The following is a 21559-nucleotide window of genomic DNA, read 5'->3' on the forward strand; positions in this document are numbered from 1 at the left end:
GGCGTTCTCCGGCGCTCGCTTCCGATTTGCGACAGCTCGGCCGAATGGTCGATATTTCCTGGCCGATCGGCCGATCAACCTTCGGGCTGAATCAGTCGATCTCCTGATTCGCGGAACTGATCTTGTGGGCCATCCTGGCAACCGCACCCGGCGTGCGGGGCCACAATCCCCCTCCTCGCGCGCCGGGTGCTCACCTACCAGCGACTCCGGCGTAGACCAGCTCCAACTCGTCGTGCAGCCGGGCCGGCGGCACTTCGACAGCTCGGAGCTGGCGGGTCGTGGTGCGCATGGTGGACACCAGGCGCTGGGCCTGCTGGAGGTCGTGGGTGTTGTTGCGGACCGCCTTCTCGGTGGCCGCGTCGACCACCCGCTCCAGCACGCTGATCGTCGGCCACCAGCGTTCGGCCTGCGAAGCCGTGGCCGGGTTCATCAACTGCTGCTGGAGGGCACCGCGGAGGTCGGCCAGCTGGCGGTAGGTGCGACGGCGCAGCGCCGGACGACCGTGCTGAACTCCGGCCAGCGACTGGGAAACGTACTCCGCCACCGCCGCCACGGCGTCGGCGAACCTGGTCTCCAGGTCCGGTCCCCAGTGCAACGGCCGCAGCAGGAAACCGACGACCAGCACGATCGCGCACCCGACGAGGGTGTCGACGAGCCGGGCCACCGCGTGGAACTCCGCGATCTGGCTCATCTGCAACAGCACCAGGGCGGTCACGACCGCGCTGAACAGGCCGTAGTGGCGGTCGATCGAGACCGGCAGCTTGGCGGCCAGCACGACGATGAACGGCAACGACCACCAACCGGGAGGTACCAACGAGAGCAGCAGAAGGGCGACCAGAACCCCGGCGACGGTGCCGACCGCGCGCAGCACGGTGCGGGCGAAGACCGAACCGGAGTTCGGCTTGAGCACCAGCGCGGCGGTCAGCGCGATCCAGTACGGGTGGTCCAGCCCCGCGAGGATTCCGATCCCTTCGGCCAACACCAGGCACAGCACCATTCGCAGCACCTGAGCCCAGGTGGAGCGGCCGAAGGTCAGGGGAACGCGCTCCTTCTCGCTCGCCACCGCGGAGTGCTTCGCGAGCCGGAACGCGTTGACCAGATCGGCGATGCCCCGGTCCAGCGCACGCGCCAACGGCGAACCACCGGTGGCCGGCCGGTACGGCGGCGGGACCTCGCCGGTGCGCATGCAGCGGGCCAGCGTGCGCAGCGCATCACGGGCGCGCGGCGACGGGCGTTCGCCCGCATGCACGAGGGAGACCGAGGCTTCGACGATAGGAGTGGCATGGGTGTAGACGAGGTAGAGGCGGTCTCGCACGCGGCTGCGGGACATCGAGCCGCCGCCGACCAGCACGTCGTGCGCGGTGTTCAGCGCCTTGGTCAGCTCTTGGCGCGCGGCCAGCGGCGCGTCGGCATCGAGCATGCGCAGCGTCGCGTCGAAGATCCCCGCGACCGCGCTGCGCGCCGGAGCGGTGCCGCGAACCGGCCAGGTCGCCGCGACCAGCGCGAACAACAGCAGCTCACCGGCGAAGAACCAGGCGATCTGCTCTCCCACCGGCAGGGTCGACGACTGCTCACCGGTGGCGACGATGCAGAACGTCAGCATGTGCGCGCCGCCGGAAGCCCACAGGTCGCCCATCCGGCTGGACAAGACGGAAGGCACCGCTACCGCGAGCACGGCCGCGGCCGCCCACCACGGACCGGGCGCGGCGGCTCCGGCGGCGAATCCGAGCGCCCCCAGGACCGCGGCCAGCCCGACCCGGCGCAGCCGGTAGCGGTACGAGCCGGTCAGGTCCGAGAAGCTCGCGCACAGCGCGCCGACCGAGGCGAGCACCGCTTCCTCCGTCCGGCCGGTCAACAGCCCGAACAGCTGCGGAACACCGATGCCCAGAGCAACCGCGCACACGCGCGTCCAGTCAGCGGGGATGGACCTCGGCCGCAACTGCCGCAGCAACCAGTCCGGCAACAGAGGTCGGGGCAACGCTCGGCTCATCAGCATGCGCATCCCTTCGGGACGAGGGTCATGCGCTCCACGCCGAGCGGCTGGGGTCTGCGCTCGATTGTCACGCGCCGAAGACCGGCGCACCCGCGATCGGCACCCGGATCACACCGCGGGCTCGATCACACCCGATCGAGGCAGATCCAGATCACACCGGAACTCCCCGATTCCGGGTAGGTCCGGACGCCCTTCGCCCCGGCGAGCGGCGGCTCGAACCGGAGTGCTGAAGTCCTATGTGGACGACCTGTTGACGGCGCTCAGGATCCTGGTCGCCATCGAGGTGATGATCAGCCAGAAGATGGCCGCCACGCCGTAGTTGAGGATCACCTCGAGCTTCGGGTCCGCCGGCATGAACAGGTCCTGGAAGCCCAGCGCCAGCCACTCCGCCCAGGACGCCACGAACTTGGTGATGCCGTTGTCCGGGTTGGCGTTGCCGACCGTCAGGACCACGTGCACCGCCAGCAGCGCGGCGCACGCCGTGCCGAACCACCGGACGACCGAGGTGAACACGCCGAGACCCCGGTGCCACGCGCGGCGCAGATCATCGCGCCGCACACCGCTCCGGTGCGCCCCGGTGCTCACGTCGTCAGCCACAGATCCAGTGTGGCACGCCGCAAGCCGATCAAGCGAAAACTCGCCCGAGCAATCCGCCCACCAGGACCCAGAAGCACGCGGCCAACCCGTAGTCGAGCAGCACTTGCAGCGCCGGGGCGTCCACCGACAGCAACCCCGGGAAGAACAGCGCCAGCGGCTCGGCCGCCTGCGCCACGGACCCCGCGAGCGGCCCGTCGCTGGCGAAACCGGTCAAGAGGAACAGGAGGTGCAGAACGAGCATCGCGGCGAACAGGAAGCCCACCCCGTGGAACAGCACCGCCAGCCCGCCCTGGCGCTTCTTCGCCGCCATCAACCCGCTCCCTTCCCCGTGAGTCCGCTCTCACTCTGCCAGGTTCCACGCACCTCGCGGGCACCGGCGCTCTCAACATGTGGAAAGGGTGGTTGCGCATCGAGCCACATCTGGGTTTAGCCTGTGGCCGTGGCTCGCGTTCTCCTGCTTCGCCGCCGCGACGGGGTCTCCTAGACCGGCCCCTCGTCGCGGGGTTCGAACGCGCCGGTCGTCGGTCCAGATCCGGTAACCGTGCAGGAGAAGCACTCGCATGAGCAACATTTCCCCCGAACCTCAGGCTTCGTTCACCGACCGCGTGCGCAAGCCGTCGCGCCCCGCTCCCGCCGACCAGCAGCCGTGGAACCCGCAGCTGGGCAGCTCGATGCCGTACCACCGCTACCGCCCGTTCCACGAACTGGTCGAGAACGTATCCCTGCCCGACCGGACCTGGCCGGACAACCGGATCACCCGCGCCCCGCTGTGGTGCGCCGTCGACCTGCGCGATGGCAACCAGGCGCTGATCGACCCGATGTCGCCGGCCCGCAAGCGCCGCATGTTCGACCTGCTGGTGCAGATGGGCTTCAAGGAGATCGAGGTCGGGTTCCCGGCGGCCAGCCAGACCGACTTCGACTTCGTCCGGGAGATCATCGAGGACAACGCGATCCCCGAGGACGTGCGCATCCAGGTGCTGACCCAGTGCCGCCCGGAGCTGATCGAGCGCACCTTCCAGTCGCTGGAGGGCGCACCGGCCGCGATCGTGCACATCTACAACTCGACGTCGATCCTGCAGCGCCGCGTGGTGTTCCGGGAAGAGCGCGAGGGCATCAAGAAGATCGCCACCTCGGCCGCTGAGATGACCCTGGAGCTGGCCGGCAAGTACTCCGACACCGACTTCCGCTTCCAGTACTCGCCGGAGTCCTACACCGGCACCGAGCTGTCCTACGCCGCCGAGGTGTGCGACGCGGTCACCGAGATCTGGCAGCCCACCCCGGAGCGGCCGGTGATCCTGAACCTGCCCGCCACCGTCGAGATGGCCGGGCCGAACGTCTACGCCGACTCCATCGAGTGGATGCACCGCAACCTGGCGCGCCGCGACTCGGTGATCCTGTCGCTGCACCCGCACAACGACCGCGGCACCGGCATCGCCGCCGCCGAGCTGGGCTACCAGGCCGGGGCGGACCGCATCGAGGGCTGCCTGTTCGGCAACGGCGAGCGCACCGGCAACGTCGACCTGGTGGCGCTGGGCATGAACCTGTTCAGCCAGGGCATCGACCCGCAGATCGACTTCTCCGACATCGACTTCATCAAGCGCACCGTCGAGCACTGCAACCAGCTGCCGGTGCCCGAGCGGCACCCGTGGGGCGGCGAGCTGGTCTACACCGCCTTCTCCGGCAGCCACCAGGACGCCATCAACAAGGGCCTGGACGCGCTGCGCGACGAGGCGGGCAAGGCCGGCACGGCGGTGGACGACCACCCGTGGGAGGTGCCGTACCTGCCGATCGACCCGAAGGACGTGGGCCGCACCTACGAGGCGGTCATCCGGGTCAACTCGCAGTCCGGCAAGGGCGGCGTCGCCTACATCATGAAGACCGAGCACCAGCTGGAGCTGCCGCGCAAGCTGCAGATCGAGTTCTCCAAGGTGGTGCAGGCCCGCACCGACTCCGAGGGCGGCGAGGTCAGCCCGACCGAGATGTGGGACGCGTTCTCCGCGGAGTACCTGGAGGCCACCGCGCCGGTGAAGCTGGTGCGCCAGCGGGTCGCCGGGGAGAACGGCAACGAGACCATCACCGCGACCGTGGTCGTCGACGGCGAGGAGCAGGAGATCACCGGTACCGGAAACGGCCCGGTCTCCGCCTTCGTGGACGCGCTCAGCACCATCGGCCACGACGTGCGGGTCCTGGACTACAACGAGCACGCGCTGACCGCCGGTGACGACGCCCGAGCGGCGGCGTACCTGGAGTGCGCGGTGGGCGACCGGATCTTCTGGGGCGTCGGCGTCGACACCTCGACGATCACCGCGATGCTGCGCGCAGTCGTATCCGCGGTGAACCGCGCGAACCGCTGATCCAGCACTCGCCAGGAACGAGCGAACGGCCTGTTCACCTCAACTACTGAGGTGAACAGGCCGTTCGCTTTTATCCACAACCCTGTGGATAACTGTGCACAGCCCTGTGGATAACTCCGGAAGTCTGTGGATGCAGCCACGAGAACAGCCCCCTGCCTCGCCGGTTATGTCCAAATTCGACACTTCCGCGCACCGGGACGTCCGGGCGGCTTCAGGCAGGACCACCTGCTGCGAAGGGCTGGGGATCAGGGGACCTTGGCGTCGGAGTCGGCGGCGGGGTCGGCCTGGTTCTGCTCTTCGGCTTCGTCGGCCTTCTCCGCGCGGCGGCGGACGCTGCGCACGATCAGCCAGCCGAACACGACCGCGACCACCAGGGCGATCCAGGAGAACCGGTGGAACCACTGGCCGGCCACCAGACCGAACACGTAGGCCAGGGTCGTCACCGTGCCCGCCCAGGCGATGCCGCCGGTCGCGTTGGCGATCAAGAACTTCCGGTACTTCATGCCGAGGATGCCGGCCAACGGCCCGGCCAGGATGCGCAGCAGTGCGACGAACCGGCCGCCGAACACCGCCCAGGCGCCCCAGCGGTCGAACATCCGCTCGGCCTGGCGCACCGGTTTCGGCCCGAAGTGCTTGGGCAACTTGCGCCCCAACCACCCCAGCAGGCTCCGGCCGTAGCGCTTGCCGATCGCGTAACCGATCGAATCGCCGATGATCGCGCCGCTCGCGGCGATGACGCCGAGCGCCACCGGGTTGACGACGCCCTGCGAGGCAGCGACTCCCGCGCTCACCAGCATGATCTCGCCGGGCAGCGGGATCCCCACGCTCTCCAGGCCGATGATCAACCCGACGACGAGGTAGATCACCCCTGGCGGGATCGAGTCCAGCAGTTCGATCATGGAGGTCCGTTCTGATCGGGTTCCACGCGGCCGTCTACCGCGAACGGCCACCGGCCAGAGTACGTATCCGCGACCGGCCGCGTCGCCGGGAACCCGATTCGCTCCCACATCTTTGGCGCGGTCGCCCATCTGGTGTGACTGTTACCACATCGAACATTCGCGAGCGCTGCTCACGATGCCCACGGGGGAGGGCATTTTGCGCATCATCGGCATTCGCCACATACCCGTTGCCGTGCCGTTCCACAACGAGGAGCGGTGGCTTTCGGGACGGCAGGTTTCCCGCAGGCGCGGCCTGGTCAGCGTGCTGATCGAAATCGACACCGACGAAGGCATCACCGGCATCGGCGAGGCCCCGGCGCACCCGTCGGCGGCCATCGTGCTCGCCGAGCTGCGCGCGGCCGAGCGCTTCGCCATCGGCGAGGACCCGTTCCGCACCGAGCACATCGCGAAGCTCGGCGGCGCCTGGGGCGCGACCAGCACGGCGCTGGCGGCCATCGACATGGCCTGCTGGGACATCGTCGGCAAGGCCTGCGGCCAACCGCTGGTCAACCTCTTCGGCGGGGCGCTGCGCGAGGACGTCGAATACCTGCACCAGATCCCGACCGGCACGCCCGACTGGATGCGGGACCTGGCCGCGCAGGGCGCCGCAGCCGGGTCCGAGAGCTTCCACGTGCAGGTCGGCACCGACGACCTGGGCACCGACGTGGAGCGGATCGCCGCGGTCCGGGACGGCATCGGCGCCGGGCGGTCGATCCGGGTGGACGCCAACGAGGCCTGGTCGCCCGCCGCGGCCTTGCGCGCGTTGCGCGCGCTCGCGCCCTACGACATCGAGTTCGCCGAGCAACCCGTGCCGGCCCGCAACATCCCGGAGATGGCCCGCCTGCGCACCCACACCGGCACCCCGCTGCTCACCGACCAGGTGTGCCGGGCCCGCCAGCTGGAGGTGATCCGCCACGGCGCGGCCGATGCGATCTCGGTGGACAACGCGCTGGACGGCGGTCTGCTGAACATGAAGCGATCGGCGGGCATCTGCGAGGCGGCGGGCATCCCGACCGTCAAGCACAGCCTCGGCGAGCTCGGCGTGGCCACCTGCGCGGCGGCCCACCTGATCGCCGCGACCCCGGGCTTCGACCACGCGAACCAGTCCTACCGCGCCCTGCTCTCCGACGACGTGCTCGAAGGCGGCCTGCTCCCGCACTGCCGCGGCCGACTGCGCGTTCCGCGCAATCCGGGCATCGGGGTCGAACTGGACCGCGATCGGCTGGCCCGGTACGCGGAGCTGTACCAAGTCGCGGGCGACGAGTTCGAGTCGACGAGCTGAACGTGCGGGGAATGCCCGGATCTGCGGCCAGATCGGCGAATGCACTCGACCAAAGACGGTACTGCTCCTGCCGTCCGTTCGGCAGGATGCTGTTACGTCGCGGGAGACAAGAGCGACGCCCCTGGGGAACACAGGATCAGGGGGCAGGGCCGGCAGACGGGGGACACGTCGGGGAACCCGGCCCTCCCTCTCATCCTCTCCACACCCCAGCGCGGATCCGCGCCCCGCGGGACCATCACCGTCCGCAGAGACCCGTGAGCACTTCGGGTCGTCATAGCGACCCAAAGTGCTCACGGCACCCGGGCGGAGCTATCGGCCGCGTTGATCGGTGCGGGTGAAGTCCGGCCTGCCCTGTTGTCCAGAACCACCCGATCGGTGTACCGAACTTGATGCGGGGTTTCGCACCAGGTTCAGTCAGGCAGCGGAAAGAAAGCTGTCCCGAGGTGAACATGTGGCCGATCGAAGACCCGTGCGAGCAGTTACGTTGGCGCATCCCGTGCCGACCGCCCGCCACCGAGAACGTGTCCGTCCTGGTGGTGGGTGATCGGATCGCTGTCGTGCTGCCACCTGGGGAGACGCTCGTGTTCACCGCGGATGAGGCGGACGGGCTCGCCACGCTGCTGGACAAGGCCGTCGGGTTCGCTGCCAGCGGCGGACCGGATCGATAGGAGGGTGCCGCGTGGGACTGATCGACACCGACCTCAGCTTCGATCCGCGCGACCCCTACTTCCCCGCCCCCGGCGCGACCGGCGTCGAGTGGGCCCTGCAGGTGTTCACCACCGTCAACGGCTACGGCCTGGACGCCGCCAACACCTGGCTCAGCGATGACCGCACCCACCTGCGCGCCGACCGGTACGCCTGGTTCGGCCAGCAGCTGACCGTGGACGCCGGGTCGGTCGACGTCGACGTCGTCAACGACGGCGGCGCGCTGCAGTGGTCCATCGCGGCGCGCCACGCGGAGCCGATCAAGGCCGTCAAGCTGGTGCTGCGCGGACTGCCGCCGGAGCAGCTGCGCGCTGGCTGGTGGGCGCCGAACACCGGGCGGAACTTCGCGCACGGCGTCAACGGCCAGCGCTTCCAGCTCGAGTACCCCGGTCCGGACTGGGCGACGCCGTGGGTGGCCGCGGGCACCGACCAGGCCGGGTTCGCGCTCAGCGTGCGGGATCCGCTGGTGCGGCGGCAGATCTTGCACGTCCAGCAGCCGCCCTACTCGCCGGGCCCGATCGTCGAGCTGGTGCACCTGCCGCTGGCCAGCGCCCGCTCGACGACCTACCGGGTGCCGCCGATCCGGCTCCGGCTCGGCACCGACGCGCAGACCGCGGACGCCGACCTGACCGCGCACATGTCCTTCGTGGAGGGTGCGCAGGGCCTGCAACCGTGGGAAACGCGACCGGACGTGCCGGAGTGGATGCGCCACATCGCGCTGGTGGTGACGCTGCACGGCCAGCACTGGACGGGGTACGTGTTCAACACGTTCCCGCGGATGGCCGAGGCGTTGCGCTTCATCGCGCAGCACATCGAACCGCACCGCGTGCTGGCCTACGTCCCCGGCTGGGAAGGCCGCTACTACTACGTCTACCCGCAGTACCGCCCCGGCGAAGACCTCGGCGGGGCGGAGGGTTTCGCCGCGTTCACCCGCACCGCGCGGCAGCTCGGCGTGCGGCTGATGCCGATGTTCGGCGGCCACGGCGCGAACGTCGTCCAGTACCCGCCGTGGGAGAAGTCGGTGCTGCGCAACGACACCGACCGCTACGTCGAGCTGCTCAACCGCCCGGACTGGGACAGCGACCGGGTCGGCGAGGGCGATCAGGTGTTCCTCAACCCCGGCGAACCGGAGTTCCGCGCGCACCTGGTGGACTCGATCTCGGCGACGGTGGACAACTTCGGCGTCGACGCCGCGTTCCTGGACACCCTCGGCTTCTGGTTCAACGAGCCTCGCCACGACGTGTTCGACGGCTACCGGCAGCTGGTCGGTGACCTGCGCAGCCGCCACCCGGAACTGCTGCTGGCGGTGGAGGGCTGGTGGGACGCGCTGTCCGGGCTCTTCCCGCTGAGCCAGCAGTGGTACGGAATGGACCGCGACCTGCGCAAACCCCGCGTGCTGACCCGCTACGCGCGCACCACCGGCCACCTCGCGGAAGGCACGCCCGGCCCGGGCAGCACGGGCGTGCACGAGAAGGGCTTCCTGCCCCGCCCGGCCGACGTCTTCCACGAGGGCCACATCCCGGTGGTCGGCATCGCGGACACGACGCTGCCGAACCAGGCGGAGGAAGTCGCCGCGATCTGCCGCTGGGCCGCCGAGCACGGCCCCCGCTAGCCGCGTCGCACGACCTCCGGTTCGGCGCGGTCCGCTCGCGGCACGGGAACGGCCCGCCAGCACGCCGCCACGAGGAGGAAGGCGCTGGCCACCAGGGTGAATCGCGCCGACCCCAGCACGGTGATCGCCGTGCCGCCGAGAACGCCGGCGAGGCTGATGCCGACGTAGCCGGCGGCGGCGTTGAACGAGATCAGCACGGCGGCGTGGTCCGGTTCGGCGGCGACCAGCTGGTGCTGCTGCGGCGTCAGGATCGACCAGGAGAGGTACCCCGCGGCCAGCAGAGCAGCCACCAGGACCAGCGGAGACTCGCGGCCGAGGACTGCGACGGCGTCGACGACGGCCAGCGCCGCAGTCACGACGACGACCATCCACCGCGAGGACACCCGGTCGGTGAGCGGCCCGGAAGCGAGCACCCCGATCACCGAGGTGAGGCCGAACAGCAGCAGCACCGTGCTGATCCCGCCCGGCAGCGCCGCCACCAGCGGCGCGTACGACTGGCTCAGGTAGGTGTAGGGGATGAAGACGCCGACGAAGGCGATGACCGAGATCCCCAGGGTCGTCAGGATCTGCGGCGACCGGAGCACCGGCAGCTGATCGGCGAATCGCTGCGCCGGGGCAGGCGGAACCGGAGGCAGCAGCAGCACACCCGGCAGCATCGCCAGGCCGAGGACGGCGATGACGGCGAGCGTGACCCTCCAGCTCGCCGCGGACGCGATCGCGGCGCCGACCGGTGCGCCGAGGACGAGCGCGCCGGCAACACCGGTGGTGACCCACGCCAGGGCGGTCCCCCGCCGCTCCGGACCGGCGAGGCGGACCGCCATCGCCCCTGCTGCCGGGGTGAACATGGCGGCCCCCGCAGCTGCGACGACGCGCCCCGCCAACAGCACGGGCATGGACCCGGCGACGGCGGTGAGCGCATTGCCCAGCACGAAGAGGACCAGCCCGGACACCAGCGTCCTGCGCTGCCCGTGCCGCGCCATGACCACGCCCCAGATCGGCGCGAGCACGGCGTAGGCGATCGCGAACACCGTCACGGACTGCCCGGCACCGGCGACGGACGTCTGCAGCGACGACGCCATCTCCGGGAGCAGGCCCGCGACGGAGTGCGCGTCGGTTCCGACGATGAACGTGCCGAAGCTCAGCAGCAGGACCGACCTCGGTATCGACCATGTGACCATGGTCGAATATTACGATGCTCATCGTAGTATTTGAAAGAGGTCGTAGAATGCGTGCGTGGATGAGCAGATGGGGATGCTGCCGCAGCCGGACCTGGCCGCGATCGACGTCGACACCGTGCTGGGCGCGCTGGCCGACCCGGTTCGGCTGAGCATCGTGCGGGAACTCGACCGGGTCGGCGAGTCCACCTGCTCCGCCCTCGACGTGCCGGTGAACGCCTCGACCGTTTCGCACCACCTGCACGCACTCCGCGAAGCGGGCGTGGTCACGACTCGAATCGCCGGCAGGACCCGCCCCAGCCGACTCCGCACCGACGACCTCGACGCCCGGTTCCCGGGGCTCCTCAACGCCATCCTCAGGGCCGAACCCGCCAGCAAGTAGCGCGTTGGCAACTGGATCCGCCCTGATCAGCGGCCGTGAGCACTTCTTGGGGTCATGGCACCAGAAAGTGCTCACGGGGAGGGCGCAACCGCAGGCGGACGGCCACTTCGGCGACCTGGGAGCGCATTGACCTGATCATTCGGCGATGCTGCTCGCTTCGGCGATCAGCGCGTCGAGGGCGACTTGGACCGCCGGGCGTTCCGTGGCACCCCGCCGGGAGACGACCTCGATGTTGCGGCCGGCGCGGACTCCGCTCAGCGGCCTCAGCGCCACGGTGCTGAGGTTCGCGGAGTAGCGTGGCAGCAGTGCGACGCCGTGCCCGTCGGCGACCAGGACCTCCGTGACGCGGAAGTCGTTGATCCGCTGCACGACCTTCGGCCGCACGCCGGTGCGGACGGCCAGCGAGCGCAGCACGTCGTCCACCGGGAACCCGAGGTCGACGCTCAGCCACGGCTCCCCGACCAGCTCCGACGGTTCGACGCGCTCCTTGCCGGCCAGCGGGTGCCCGACCGGGAGCGCGACGTCGAGCGGTTCGCGCAGCAGCGGCGTGATGGCCATGCGCTCGCCGTCGAACGGTGGGGCCTGGTCGTCCCGGTGCGTCACCACCAGGTCGAAATCCGCGGTCAGGCCGGGGACTTCGGGCGGCGTCATGTCGACGTCCCGGCACTCCAAGCGGACCTTGGGGTGCTCGCCCATCCGCCGCAGCAAGCCGGGGAGCAGCAGGAACGCGCCGGACGGGAAGATCGCCACCCGGACGACACCGCGCGGTGTGGACCGGTAGCTGTCCAGCTCCGCCTCGGCTCGGTCGACCGCGGCGAGCACCTCGTCGGCCCGCGCGGCCAGCGCCCAGCCGGCGTCGGTGAGCCGCAAACCGCGCCCGGCGGGCTCGGTCAACTGCACGCCGACCTCGGTCTGCAGCGCCCGGATCTGCTGCGACACCGCCGACGGGGTGTAGGAGAGGGCCTTGGCGACGGCGGTGACGGTCCCCCGGTCCGCCAGCTCGCGGAGGAGCCGCAGCCTGCGAACGTCCATGTCAGGAGCCTAGGCGTTTCGGGATCCGGACGTCCATGAAGGACTCTTGCATGCTCTGTGCAGATAGTGTCGCTTGTTCTTCATAGTTGCACGGCGCAGGCTAGGTCGTGTGAATTCCCGGGATCGTTCGCTGGCCTTGCTGGTCGCCCTGCTGTGGGGCCTCAACTTCATCGCACTCGACTTCGGGCTCGGACAGTTCCCGCCGTTCTTCTTCGCCGGGCTGCGGTTCGCCGTGCTGCTGCCCCTGCTGCTGTTCATCCCGAAGCCGGACGTGCCGTGGAAGTGGCTGATCGGCTACGGCTTGTTCTTCGGGACGCTGCAGTTCGCGTTCCTGTTCGTGGCGATGAACATCGGGATGCCGACCGGGCTCGCCTCGCTGGTGCAGCAGGCGTCCGCGCCGTTCACGGTGGTGCTCGGAGCGCTGCTGCTGCGGGAGAAGCTGAGCCCGGTGCAGGTCATCGGCATCCTCACCGCCGTGCTCGGGATGGCGGTGATCGGCTGGCACCGCGCGCAGAGCGCCGCGCTCCTGCCGATGCTGGTCACGTTGTGCGGCGCGTTCTCGTGGGCGCTGGGCAACCTGTGCGGGCGCAAGGCGAATCCGCAGAACCCGCTGCACCTGACGCTGTGGATCTCGATCGTGCCGCCGCTGCCGATGTTCGCGCTGTCCGCGGCCGTCGAGGGGCCGACGGCCGGGTGGCACGCGCTGGCGACGGCGTTCGACTCGACCACCGGCTTGTACGCGCTCTGCGGTCTCGCCTACACCTCGCTGCTGGCGACGATCATCGGATCCGGCCTGTGGACGACCTTGATGGGCCGCTACCCGGCGAGCAGGGTCGCACCGTTCTCGCTGCTGGTGCCGGTCGTCGGCTTCACCGCGGCGTGGCTGATCCTCAGCGAGCACCCGCACCCGCTGGAGCTCGCGGCCGGCGCGGTGGTGGTCGTCGGCGTCTTCCTCGGCAGCCTGAACCTCACCGCCCGCCGCCGGGCACCCGCCCTCACCCCGGAGGTCGAGCAGGCCGCCTGACGCCCGGTGCTACTGGCGGCGGGAGGTGTTGCGCTCGAAGTCCGGGTTGCACACGTGGAGTCCGTTGCCCTCCGGGCAGTCGTAGGACACCAGGGTCCGGCCGGACTCGGACACCAGCCGGTCCGCCGTGCCCTCCGCCAGGATCGCCCGGTGCTCGCACGCCGTGCACCGCTGCGCGCTGCTGTACCTCACTCGCTACCTCCGTTCGCGGCTCCGATGATCCTATGTGGACTCCCCGACCCGGCGCACGGAACGCGAAACGTGAAATACAGTTTCAATTGAAACTGCAGATCCCACCCACGGCGGATCGCAGTTTCAATTGAAACTGTGGTTCTGTACCAGGCACCGGGCCCGGGGGCTTCGCCGGATCAGGTGAGGCCCTTGTCGCCGAAGTCCGTCGGGTCGACCGCTTCGGCGATCACCTCGTGCGGCTTCAGGCTGCCGTTCTGGATCTCCTCGGCGAAGTGGCAGGCCACCCGGTGGCCGGGGCGGAGCTCGCGCAGCACCGGGCGCTCGGTGTCGCAGCGGTCCGGCTGGCGCCACGGGCAACGGGTGTGGAAGCGGCAGCCCGTCGGCGGGTTGGCCGGGGACGGCAGGTCGCCGGACAGCAGGATCTGCTCGCGCTCGTCCTCCACCGCCGGGTCCGGCACCGGCACCGCCGACAGCAGCGCCTTCGAGTACGGGTGCAGCGGTTCCGCGTAGAGATCGTCCGATGTGGACTCCTCGACGATGCCGCCCAGGTACATCACCCCGACCCGGTCGGCGATGTGCCGCACCACCGCGAGGTCGTGCGCGATCACCAGGTAGGTCAGGCCGAACTCCTCCTGCAGGTCCTCCAGCAGGTTCACCACCTGCGCCTGCACCGAGACGTCCAGCGCCGACACCGGTTCGTCGGCCACCAGCAGCTCCGGGCCCACCGACAGCGCACGGGCGATGCCGATGCGCTGCCGCTGGCCGCCGGAGAACTCGTGCGGGTACTTGCGCAGCGAGGTCGACGGCAGCCCCACCGCGGACAGCAGTTCCCGCAGCCGCTTGTCGGTGGCCTCGCGGCCGGTGTCCATGCCGTGCGCGCGCATGCCCTCGACCAGCAGCGACTGCACCGACTGCCGGGGATCGAGGGAGGACAGCGGGTCCTGGAAGACCATCTGCATCCGGCGGCGCATCCGGCGCAGCCGGTCGCCCTTCATGCCGGACAGGTCGACGCCGTCGAACACCACCTTGCCGCCGGTCGGCTTCTCCAGCCGCAGCACCGCGCGCCCCAGCGTCGACTTGCCGCAGCCGGATTCCCCGACCAGGCCGTAGGTCTCGCCGCGTTCGATGCGCAGCGACACCCCGTCCACGGCGTAGACGTGCCCGACCGTGCGGTCCAGCACCACACCGCGCTTGATCGGGAAGTGCACCTTGACGTCCTCGACGTCGATCAGCACGTCCCCGCCGGACTTCGGCTTCTCCGGCGCTTCCGTCATGACGCCTCCGTGGTGTTCAGCTCCGCACCCGACGCGATTTCAATGGAAATCGGATGTCCGATTTCCATTGAATTTGCGTTGAGTTGTCCACAGGCACCGGCGCGTCGGGCACCGACACACCGGTGATCCGCAAGTTCCATTGAAATTGAAGGTGCGATTTCCATTGAATTTGCGTCGAGTGCGGCCTGCGACCGCGAAACCCTCGTTGGGATCACGGAGCCTCCACCGGGGTTTGCGCCTCGCGCATCGGGTTGTGGCAGCGCAGCAGGCGGGCACCGACGTCGATGCTCACGTCCGGGGTTTGCTGGTCGCAGACGTCCAGCGCGTTCGGGCAGCGCGGGCAGAACGCGCACCCCGCGTCCCACGGGATGTTGTCGCTGACCGAGCCCTTGATCGGCGACAGCCGCTGGCCGCGCGGCGCGTCCAGGCGCGGGATCGAGGCGAGCAACCCCGAGGTGTACGGGTGCCGCGGACGGGCGAACAGCTCGTGCCGTTCGGCGCGCTCCACGACCCGGCCCGCGTAGAGCACGTTCACCTCGTCGCAGAGCCCGGCGACCACGCCCAGGTCGTGCGTGATCATGATCAGCGCGGTGTCGGTCTCGGCGACCAGGTCCGACAGCAGCCGCAGGATCTGCGCCTGGATCGTCACGTCCAGCGCGGTGGTCGGCTCGTCGGCGATCAGCAGCCGCGGCTTGCACGCCAGCGCCATCGCGATCAGCGCGCGCTGGCGCATGCCGCCGGAGAGCTGGTGCGGGTATTCCTTGAGCCGTCGCCGCGGGTCCGGGATGCCCACCCGGCGCAGCAGGTCCTCGGCCTCCGGCATCGCTTCCTTGCGCGGCAGGCCGCGGTGCCGCTCGATGACCTCCGAGACCTGCAACCCGATGGACACCACCGGGTTCAGCGAGGTCAGCGGGTCCTGGAACACCATGCCCAGGTCGCTGCCGCGGCGCTGTTCGAGCTCCCGCGCGGACAGCGACAGCAGATCGGTGCCGTCGAAGCGCACCGAACCGGAGACCTCCGCGCCGCTCGTCGGCAGCAGTCCCATGATCGCCAGCGAGGTGACCGACTTCCCGCACCCGGACTCGCCGACCAGACCGACGGTGCGGCCGGGTTCGACGTCGAAGGAGATGCCGTCCACCGCGGTCACCGGCGGCTCGCCCTTGCGGGCGAAGACGACCGAAAGGTCGCGGACTTCCAGCAGTGCCATGTGTTTCCTCCGTCAACGCCGGCGCTTCGGGTCCAGCGCGTCCCGGAGGGACTCGCCGACCAGGGTGAAGCCGAGGGCGACCAGGACGATGCAGCTCGCCGGCCAGAACGCCAGCTGCGGGTGGGAGTCGATGATGTTCTGCGCGCCGCCGAGCATCTGGCCCCACTCCGGGACCGAGTCGTCGGCGGCGCCGAGGCCCAGGAAGGACAGCGCGGCCGCGTCGATGATCGCCACCGCCAGCACCAGCGTGGCCTGCACGATCACCGGTCCGAGCGCATTCGGCAGCATGTGCCGGAACACGATCGAACTCTCCTTCACGCCCAGCGCCCGCGCCGCCAGCACGTGGTCGCTGGCGCGTTGCGCGAGCATCGTGCCGCGCAGCAGCCGGCCGAAGATCGGCACCTGCACGATCGCGACGGCCAGGATCACCGTGAACTGGCTCTGCTGCGCGAACAACGCGCCGATCGACACCGCCAGCAGCAGCGACGGCACCGACAGCATCACGTCCACGGCCCGCATGACCACCGAGTCCACCCAGCCGCCGAACGCGCCGGCCAGGATGCCCAGCACCAGACCGCCGCCGAGACCGATCACGGTGGCCAGCACCGCGACCAGCAGCGTCTGCTGGGAACCCAGCAGCAGTCGGGAGAACAGGTCGCGACCGTACTGGTCGCCACCGAGCGGGAAGCCTTCCTGCGGCGGCGGGATCGAGTTGTCCGCGCGGGAGACCTGGTCCACCAGCAGCCGTTGCGCCGGATCGTGCGGGGCGAGCAGCGGCGCCAGCAGCGCCAGCAGCACGAACACCGCGATGATCACCGCACCGACCACGAACACCGGGTTGCGCTTGAGCCGCCGCCACGCCGACGCGGCCAGGCTCACCCCGGCATCCGTCGACGCCTCCGCCAGCGCGTCGATGCGTTCCTTGCGCTGCGATTTCAGAGCCATGACCTCACCGTGTCCGCAGTCGTGGGTCGATCAACGCGTACGAGAGGTCCACCAGCAGGTTGACCAGCACGTACATCATCGCCGAAGCCAGGATCACCACTTGGAGCACCGGGAAGTCCTTGCGCTCGAAGCCCAGGGCGACCGCCTGCCCGATGCCGGCGATGTTGAAAACCCGCTCGGTCAGCACCGCACCGGCCAGCAGCGCACCGGTCTGCAGGCCGATCGTGGTGACCACCGGCAGCATCGCGTTGTGCAGGATGTGCCTGCGGCGGATGACCATCGAGCCCAAGCCCTTGGCCCGCGCGGTGCGCACGTAGTCCTCGTCCATCACGTCGAGCACCGCCGCCCTGGTGATCCGGAAGATCACCGCGAACGGGATGGTGGACAGCGCGATGGCCGGCAGGATCAAGTGCACGAACGAGTCCAGCGCCGCGTCCCACTCGCGGGTCAGCAACCCGTCGAGGATGTAGAACCCGGTGACCCGCGTGGCGTCGAGCGCGGAGTCCTGCCTGCCGGACGCGGGCAGCACGCCCAGCTGGATGGCGAACACGAACTTCAGCAGGAACGCCAGGAAGAACACCGGCACCGCGACGCCCACCAGCGACCAGGTGATGCTGATGTTGTCCAGCCAGCTGCCGCGCTTCCGGGCCGCCAGGTACCCCATCGGGATGCCGATCGCGACCGCCAGCAGCAGCGCCAGGATCGACAGCTCCAGCGTCGCCGGGATGCGGGTCAGGAACACGTCCAGCGCGGTTGCGCCGCGCTGGACACCGGTCGAAGTGCCGAAGTCGCCGGTGACGGCGCGTTCCAGGAAGCGCCAGTACTGCACGAAGATCGGCTGGTCCAGGCCGAGCTGCGCTTCGAGCTGGGCCCGCGCCTCCGGTGTGGCGCGGTCGCCCAGCAGCGCCGACACCGGTCCGCCGGGCAGCGACCGCAGCCAGGCGAACAACAACATCGACAGGACGAAGACGACCAGCACGAGCTGTGCCAGTCGCCGGATCGTGTAGCGGAGCACGCAAACCCCCGTTGCTCAGTTCGGCAGCGAGCGGACAGGTGCGCGCGGGACCGGCACCTGGCCGATCCCGCGCGCGACTGTCAACTCACTTCCCCGAGACGCTCACCGAGGCGAACTCTTCAGCGGTCAGGGGCGAGGGCTGGAGACCCTTCACGTTGGCGTTCGTGACGATCGCCGGCGGCGAGTGCGACAGCGGAACGGCCGGCAGGTACTCCGACATCAGCTTGCGGTTGATGTCCTGGTACATCGTGTTGCGCTTGGCCTCGTCCGGTTCGCTGTCGGCGGCCTTCAGCTTGTCCGCCAGCTCCTGGCCCCACGGCGCGCCCGCGGTGTAGAAGCGGTTGGTGGGGGTGCCGAAGAAGGTGCCGATGAAGTTGTCCGGCGTGTTGTAGTCACCGGTCCAGCCGAGCAGGAAGATGTCCGCCTTGGCGTTGTCGACGTCGTCGATGTAGCCGCCGTTCCACGGCTTGCTCACCGGGTTCACGGTGATGCCGGCCTCGCGCAGGTCTTCGGCGAGCGCGTTGTAGATGCCCTGCGGGTCCGGCATGTACGGCCGGGTCACCTCGGTGGGCCAGTAGAAGTTCACCGTCAGGTTCGACGCGCCCGCCTCGGCCAGCAGCTGCTTGGCCTTGGCCGGGTCGTGCGGGTACTGCTGCACGTCCTGCGCGTAACCGTCCACGGTGTCCGGGTAGAACTCCTTGGCGACCGTGGCGCCTTCCGGCATGTTCGCCTTGACCAGGGTCTCGCGGTCGACCGCGTAGGCCAGCGCCTGGCGGACCTTCAGGTCCTTCAGCGCCGGGTTGTTCTTCTGGGTGATGCCCAGGTACATGATGTTGAACGGGTCGCGGACCTGGACGTTGTGGCCGGCGTCCTTCAGGGCCTTGAGGTCGGCGGCGTTCGGGTAGTCGTAGCCGTCGATGGCACCCGACTCCAGCTCCTGCTTGCGCACCGTCTCGTCCGGGATGATCCGGAAGATCAGCTCGCTGACCTTGGCCTTCTCGCCCCAGTAGTCGTCGTTGCGGGCGAGCTTGATGGTGCCGTTGCCCTCGTCGTAGGAGACGAACTTGAACGGCCCGGTGCCGGTCGGGTGCTTCAGCGCGTACTCCGGGTACACGAAGCTGTCGCCCTGCGCCTGCACGTTGTTGGCCTTGTACTGCTCCATCGCCGTCGGCGACTGCATGCTGAACGACGGCAACCCAAGGATGTCCGGGAACTTCGAGCTCGCGCGGGTCAGGTTCACCACGGCGGTCGTCGGGTCCGGGGACTCGCAGCCCTGGTACAGCGACGGTTCCTTGCCGTCGGCGAACCCGCCGAAGTTCTCGATCCAGTAGTAGGACAGCGCGTTGTTCTGCCCGGCACCGGTCTGCTCGAACATCCGCTTGAAGTTCTTGCACACAGCTTCGGCGTTGAAGTCGGTGCCGTCGTGGAACTTCACGCCGGTGCGCAGCTTGAACGTCCAGGTCTTGCCGTCCGGGCTGTGCTCCCAGGACTCCGCGAGCTCCGGCTCGACGTCGGCCGACCCCGGCTTGAACCCGACGAGTCCCTCGGTCAGCTGCCGGGTGACGCGGAAGGTCTCGCCGTCGGAGGCGTAGAAGGGGTCGAACCCGTCGGGGGCACCGGCCGCGCCGAAGGTGAACGTGCCGCCTTCACCTCCGCCCGCTTCGCGCTGCGATTGCGCGCACGAGGCCAGCGATGCTGCGGCGACGAGGGCGACACCGACGGTGGCAACACGACGCCGCGTGGTGTGCGTGCGGCGTGGTGCCGATGGAGCTCTACTCATGGAAGCACCTCAGTGTGTCTCAGGTCTCAGAGCCCCGAGAGATTAACCCGCATCACGCTTTCGATGGAGACACCGAGGTTACGATCTGACTACTTAGGGTGACCTAATGAGGTAGCTCACACGGGGCCCCTCCCCGCCCGGACCAGCCACTTCTCTCACTTGCCGATGGAGCAAACCCTGCCGGAAGTTCCGGCAAATACGGGAAAAACTGCTAATCGCGGAAACCCGAACGGTCAATCCTCCACCCGCTCGGCGGACTCAGCTCTCAGCGTTCCGTCACCCGTCGTCACCCGGAGTGGTGTTGATCTCGCATGAAGTCGACCGTCGCCCGGGTGAACGTCGATGTCGTGCGAAATCGGCGACCACCCCGCACGACCAGGGCTTTTCAACGAAGAAGATCCCCGACTCCGCGTAGTTGCCCTACGCGGGGTCGGGGATCTCGTGGGCTGAGGGCCTCAGAGGGCTCGGCGGCCGGAGAGGGCTCGGCCGAGGGTGAGCTCGTCGGCGAACTCCAGGTCGCCGCCCATCGGGAGACCGGAGGCCAGGCGGGTGACCGTCAGACCCGGGAAGTCCCGCAGCATCCGGACCAGGTAGGTCGCGGTCGCTTCGCCCTCGGTGTTCGGGTCGGTCGCGATGATCACTTCCGCGATCTCGTCCTTGCCGATGCGGGCCAGCAGTTCGCGCACCCGCAGCTGGTCCGGGCCGATCCCGGACAACGGGTCCAGGGCACCGCCGAGCACGTGGTAACGCCCCTTGAACTCGCGGGTGCGCTCGACGGCCAGGACGTCCTTGGGCTCCTCGACGACGCACACCAGCGTCGGATCGCGGCGGGCGTCCCGGCAGATGCGGCAGGTCGTCTCCTCCGAGACGTTGCCGCAGACGTCGCAGAACACCACGCCTTCCTTGACCTTCTGCAGGACCTCCTGCAGCCGGGTCACGTCCGCGGGCTCGGCCGCGAGCAGGTGGAAGGCGATGCGCTGCGCGCTCTTAGGACCGATGCCGGGCAACCGCCCCAACTCATCGATCAAATCCTGAACGGGACCTTCGTACACTTCTAGCTCGTTTCCAAGGCCTGCACAGTTTCAATTGAAACTGCGATCACGACTGGGGTGAGGTGCACAGTTTCAATGAGCCTTTTCCATCTTGTCCGGACTTCGACCGCGAAGCACGTCCGGCACCGGGCGGTGAGGGTCGCATGCGCCGCAGGCGCATAGCCCACCCTCGCAGCTCGCACCGCCGCGGGTTCTCAGCGTTCGCCTGGCGAGGACGGCCCGACTGCCGTGTATTGGCATACATAAAGTCGGGCACCCGGAGTCCAGGCGGGCGCTGAGGTTCCGCTACCCGCACCGCCCCGCAAAACGAGTATGGAAAACCCTCGTTGAAACTGCGGATCACATGCCGGGCAGGCTCAGTCCGCCACCGAGGCCACCGCCGAGGCCGCTGGTCAGCGGGCCCATCTTCTCCGCCTGGAGCTCCTGGGCCGCGCGGTTCGCGTCGCGGACCGCCGCGACGACCAGGTCCGCCAGGGTTTCGGTGTCCTCCGGGTCGGCCGCCTTCGGGTCGATGACGAGGCCCTTCAGCTCGCCCGAGCCGGTCACCGTCGCGGTGACCAGACCGCCACCGGCACTGCCGTTGACCTCGGCCTCGGCGAGCTCCTGCTGCGCAGTCATCAGCTGCTGCTGCATCTTCTGCGCCTGTTCCATGATCTGCTGCATGTTCGGCTGGCCACCAGGCTGCACCGTGGTCCTCCTCGCGTCGCGGAACCCGCGCTCCGTCGGTGGCACGGGGTACTCCACCAGCCTAGAGAATGCGCGGGCTCAGGCGGTCGACTCCCCCGTTGGCCGCTGGGCTCGGCGGGCCTCTCATGACAGGGTGTCGGCATGGCGCTGGACATCGTGCGGTTGCTCGAGCTCACCAGTTGGCGGGCCTTCGACGTGGCCGGCTCCGGCCGGGTGCTGGCCGGCTCCGACGAGTCCGGATCGACGCAGCTGATCGAGCTCGTCGACGGCGCGAGCACCCGGTTGACCGCGCTGTCCGGCGCGGTGACCGGCC

At 69.4% G+C, this 21559-nt stretch carries 20 protein-coding genes; 6 read left to right on the forward strand and 14 right to left on the reverse strand.

Going from position 1 to position 21559, the window contains the following annotated elements; translation table 11 throughout:
- Nucleotides 1–190 precede the first annotated feature (190 nt).
- From OU415_RS05685 to OU415_RS05695, 3 genes are all read right to left on the reverse strand, one after another.
- Nucleotides 191–1978, reverse strand: coding sequence for an FUSC family protein (locus OU415_RS05685; protein ID WP_270947488.1), 1788 nt, complete (start codon nucleotides 1976–1978; stop codon nucleotides 191–193).
- A gap of 249 nt (nucleotides 1979–2227) precedes the next feature.
- Nucleotides 2228–2590 carry a hypothetical protein gene (locus OU415_RS05690; protein WP_270947489.1) on the reverse strand — a complete coding sequence of 121 codons (363 nt, stop codon included), beginning with the start codon at nucleotides 2588–2590 and terminating at the stop codon, nucleotides 2228–2230.
- A 28-nt stretch (nucleotides 2591–2618) separates the two neighbouring features.
- A complete protein-coding gene (locus OU415_RS05695) occupies nucleotides 2619–2900 on the reverse strand; it encodes a hypothetical protein (RefSeq protein ID WP_270947490.1) in 282 nt (93 codons plus the stop codon).
- A 250-nt stretch (nucleotides 2901–3150) separates the two neighbouring features.
- Between OU415_RS05695 and leuA the strand changes: the two genes are divergently transcribed.
- Entirely contained in the window at nucleotides 3151–4944 is a 1794-nt protein-coding gene (leuA, locus tag OU415_RS05700; protein ID WP_270947491.1) for a 2-isopropylmalate synthase, read from the forward strand.
- A gap of 245 nt (nucleotides 4945–5189) precedes the next feature.
- Here leuA and OU415_RS05705 read toward each other — a convergent pair whose 3' ends face one another.
- Nucleotides 5190–5843 carry a DedA family protein gene (locus tag OU415_RS05705; RefSeq protein ID WP_270947492.1) on the reverse strand — a complete coding sequence of 218 codons (654 nt, stop codon included), beginning with the start codon at nucleotides 5841–5843 and terminating at the stop codon, nucleotides 5190–5192.
- 196 nt (nucleotides 5844–6039) lie between these two features.
- Here OU415_RS05705 and OU415_RS05710 point away from each other — a divergent pair, with 196 nt between their 5' ends.
- The 3 genes from OU415_RS05710 to OU415_RS05720 all read left to right on the forward strand — a co-directional run bounded on the left by OU415_RS05710 (nucleotide 6040) and on the right by OU415_RS05720 (nucleotide 9481).
- Nucleotides 6040–7164: a mandelate racemase/muconate lactonizing enzyme family protein gene (locus OU415_RS05710; RefSeq protein WP_270947493.1), complete on the forward strand. Its 1125-nt coding sequence runs from the start codon at nucleotides 6040–6042 to the stop codon at nucleotides 7162–7164.
- Between the two features lie 449 nt (nucleotides 7165–7613).
- Complete coding sequence (locus OU415_RS05715) at nucleotides 7614–7832, forward strand: hypothetical protein (protein ID WP_270947494.1); 219 nt, start codon at nucleotides 7614–7616, stop codon at nucleotides 7830–7832.
- Between the two features lie 11 nt (nucleotides 7833–7843).
- Complete coding sequence (locus OU415_RS05720) at nucleotides 7844–9481, forward strand: alpha-amylase family protein (RefSeq protein WP_270947495.1); 1638 nt, start codon at nucleotides 7844–7846, stop codon at nucleotides 9479–9481.
- Here OU415_RS05720 and OU415_RS05725 read toward each other — a convergent pair.
- Nucleotides 9478–10659, reverse strand: a complete 1182-nt coding sequence (locus tag OU415_RS05725; protein ID WP_270947496.1) for an MFS transporter — start codon at nucleotides 10657–10659, stop codon at nucleotides 9478–9480. The genes OU415_RS05720 and OU415_RS05725 overlap by 4 nt on opposite strands.
- A 55-nt stretch (nucleotides 10660–10714) precedes the next feature.
- Here OU415_RS05725 and OU415_RS05730 point away from each other — a divergent pair, with 55 nt between their 5' ends.
- Entirely contained in the window at nucleotides 10715–11038 is a 324-nt protein-coding gene (locus OU415_RS05730) for an ArsR/SmtB family transcription factor (protein ID WP_270947497.1), read from the forward strand.
- Between the two features lie 135 nt (nucleotides 11039–11173).
- On the opposite strand, the gene OU415_RS05735 is transcribed toward OU415_RS05730, so the two are convergent.
- Entirely contained in the window at nucleotides 11174–12070 is an 897-nt protein-coding gene (locus OU415_RS05735; protein WP_270947498.1) for a LysR family transcriptional regulator, read from the reverse strand.
- A gap of 109 nt (nucleotides 12071–12179) precedes the next feature.
- Between OU415_RS05735 and OU415_RS05740 the strand changes: the two genes are divergently transcribed.
- Complete coding sequence (locus OU415_RS05740; protein ID WP_270947499.1) at nucleotides 12180–13094, forward strand: EamA family transporter; 915 nt, start codon at nucleotides 12180–12182, stop codon at nucleotides 13092–13094.
- A gap of 9 nt (nucleotides 13095–13103) precedes the next feature.
- On the opposite strand, the gene OU415_RS05745 is transcribed toward OU415_RS05740, so the two are convergent.
- The 8 genes from OU415_RS05745 to OU415_RS05780 all read right to left on the reverse strand — a co-directional run bounded on the left by OU415_RS05745 (nucleotide 13104) and on the right by OU415_RS05780 (nucleotide 21222).
- Complete coding sequence (locus OU415_RS05745) at nucleotides 13104–13286, reverse strand: hypothetical protein (RefSeq protein WP_270947500.1); 183 nt, start codon at nucleotides 13284–13286, stop codon at nucleotides 13104–13106.
- Between the two features lie 176 nt (nucleotides 13287–13462).
- Nucleotides 13463–14560, reverse strand: coding sequence for an ABC transporter ATP-binding protein (locus OU415_RS05750; RefSeq protein WP_270947501.1), 1098 nt, complete (start codon nucleotides 14558–14560; stop codon nucleotides 13463–13465).
- Nucleotides 14561–14771: 211 nt separating this feature from the next.
- Nucleotides 14772–15767, reverse strand: a complete 996-nt coding sequence (locus OU415_RS05755) for an ABC transporter ATP-binding protein (RefSeq protein ID WP_270947502.1) — start codon at nucleotides 15765–15767, stop codon at nucleotides 14772–14774.
- Between the two features lie 12 nt (nucleotides 15768–15779).
- Nucleotides 15780–16712 (reverse strand): ABC transporter permease, encoded by a 933-nt coding sequence (locus tag OU415_RS05760; protein ID WP_270947503.1) that lies wholly within the window; start codon nucleotides 16710–16712, stop codon nucleotides 15780–15782.
- 4 nt (nucleotides 16713–16716) lie between these two features.
- A complete protein-coding gene (locus OU415_RS05765; protein WP_270947504.1) occupies nucleotides 16717–17727 on the reverse strand; it encodes an ABC transporter permease in 1011 nt (336 codons plus the stop codon).
- Between the two features lie 85 nt (nucleotides 17728–17812).
- Nucleotides 17813–19507, reverse strand: a complete 1695-nt coding sequence (locus tag OU415_RS05770; protein WP_270947505.1) for an ABC transporter substrate-binding protein — start codon at nucleotides 19505–19507, stop codon at nucleotides 17813–17815.
- A gap of 455 nt (nucleotides 19508–19962) precedes the next feature.
- Nucleotides 19963–20559, reverse strand: a complete 597-nt coding sequence (gene recR, locus OU415_RS05775) for a recombination mediator RecR (protein WP_270947506.1) — start codon at nucleotides 20557–20559, stop codon at nucleotides 19963–19965.
- 339 nt (nucleotides 20560–20898) lie between these two features.
- Nucleotides 20899–21222 carry a YbaB/EbfC family nucleoid-associated protein gene (locus OU415_RS05780; protein ID WP_270947519.1) on the reverse strand — a complete coding sequence of 108 codons (324 nt, stop codon included), beginning with the start codon at nucleotides 21220–21222 and terminating at the stop codon, nucleotides 20899–20901.
- Nucleotides 21223–21559: the final 337 nt, after the last annotated feature.

This window comes from Saccharopolyspora oryzae (genome assembly GCF_027853915.1).
Lineage (GTDB): Bacteria > Actinomycetota > Actinomycetes > Mycobacteriales > Pseudonocardiaceae > Saccharopolyspora > Saccharopolyspora oryzae.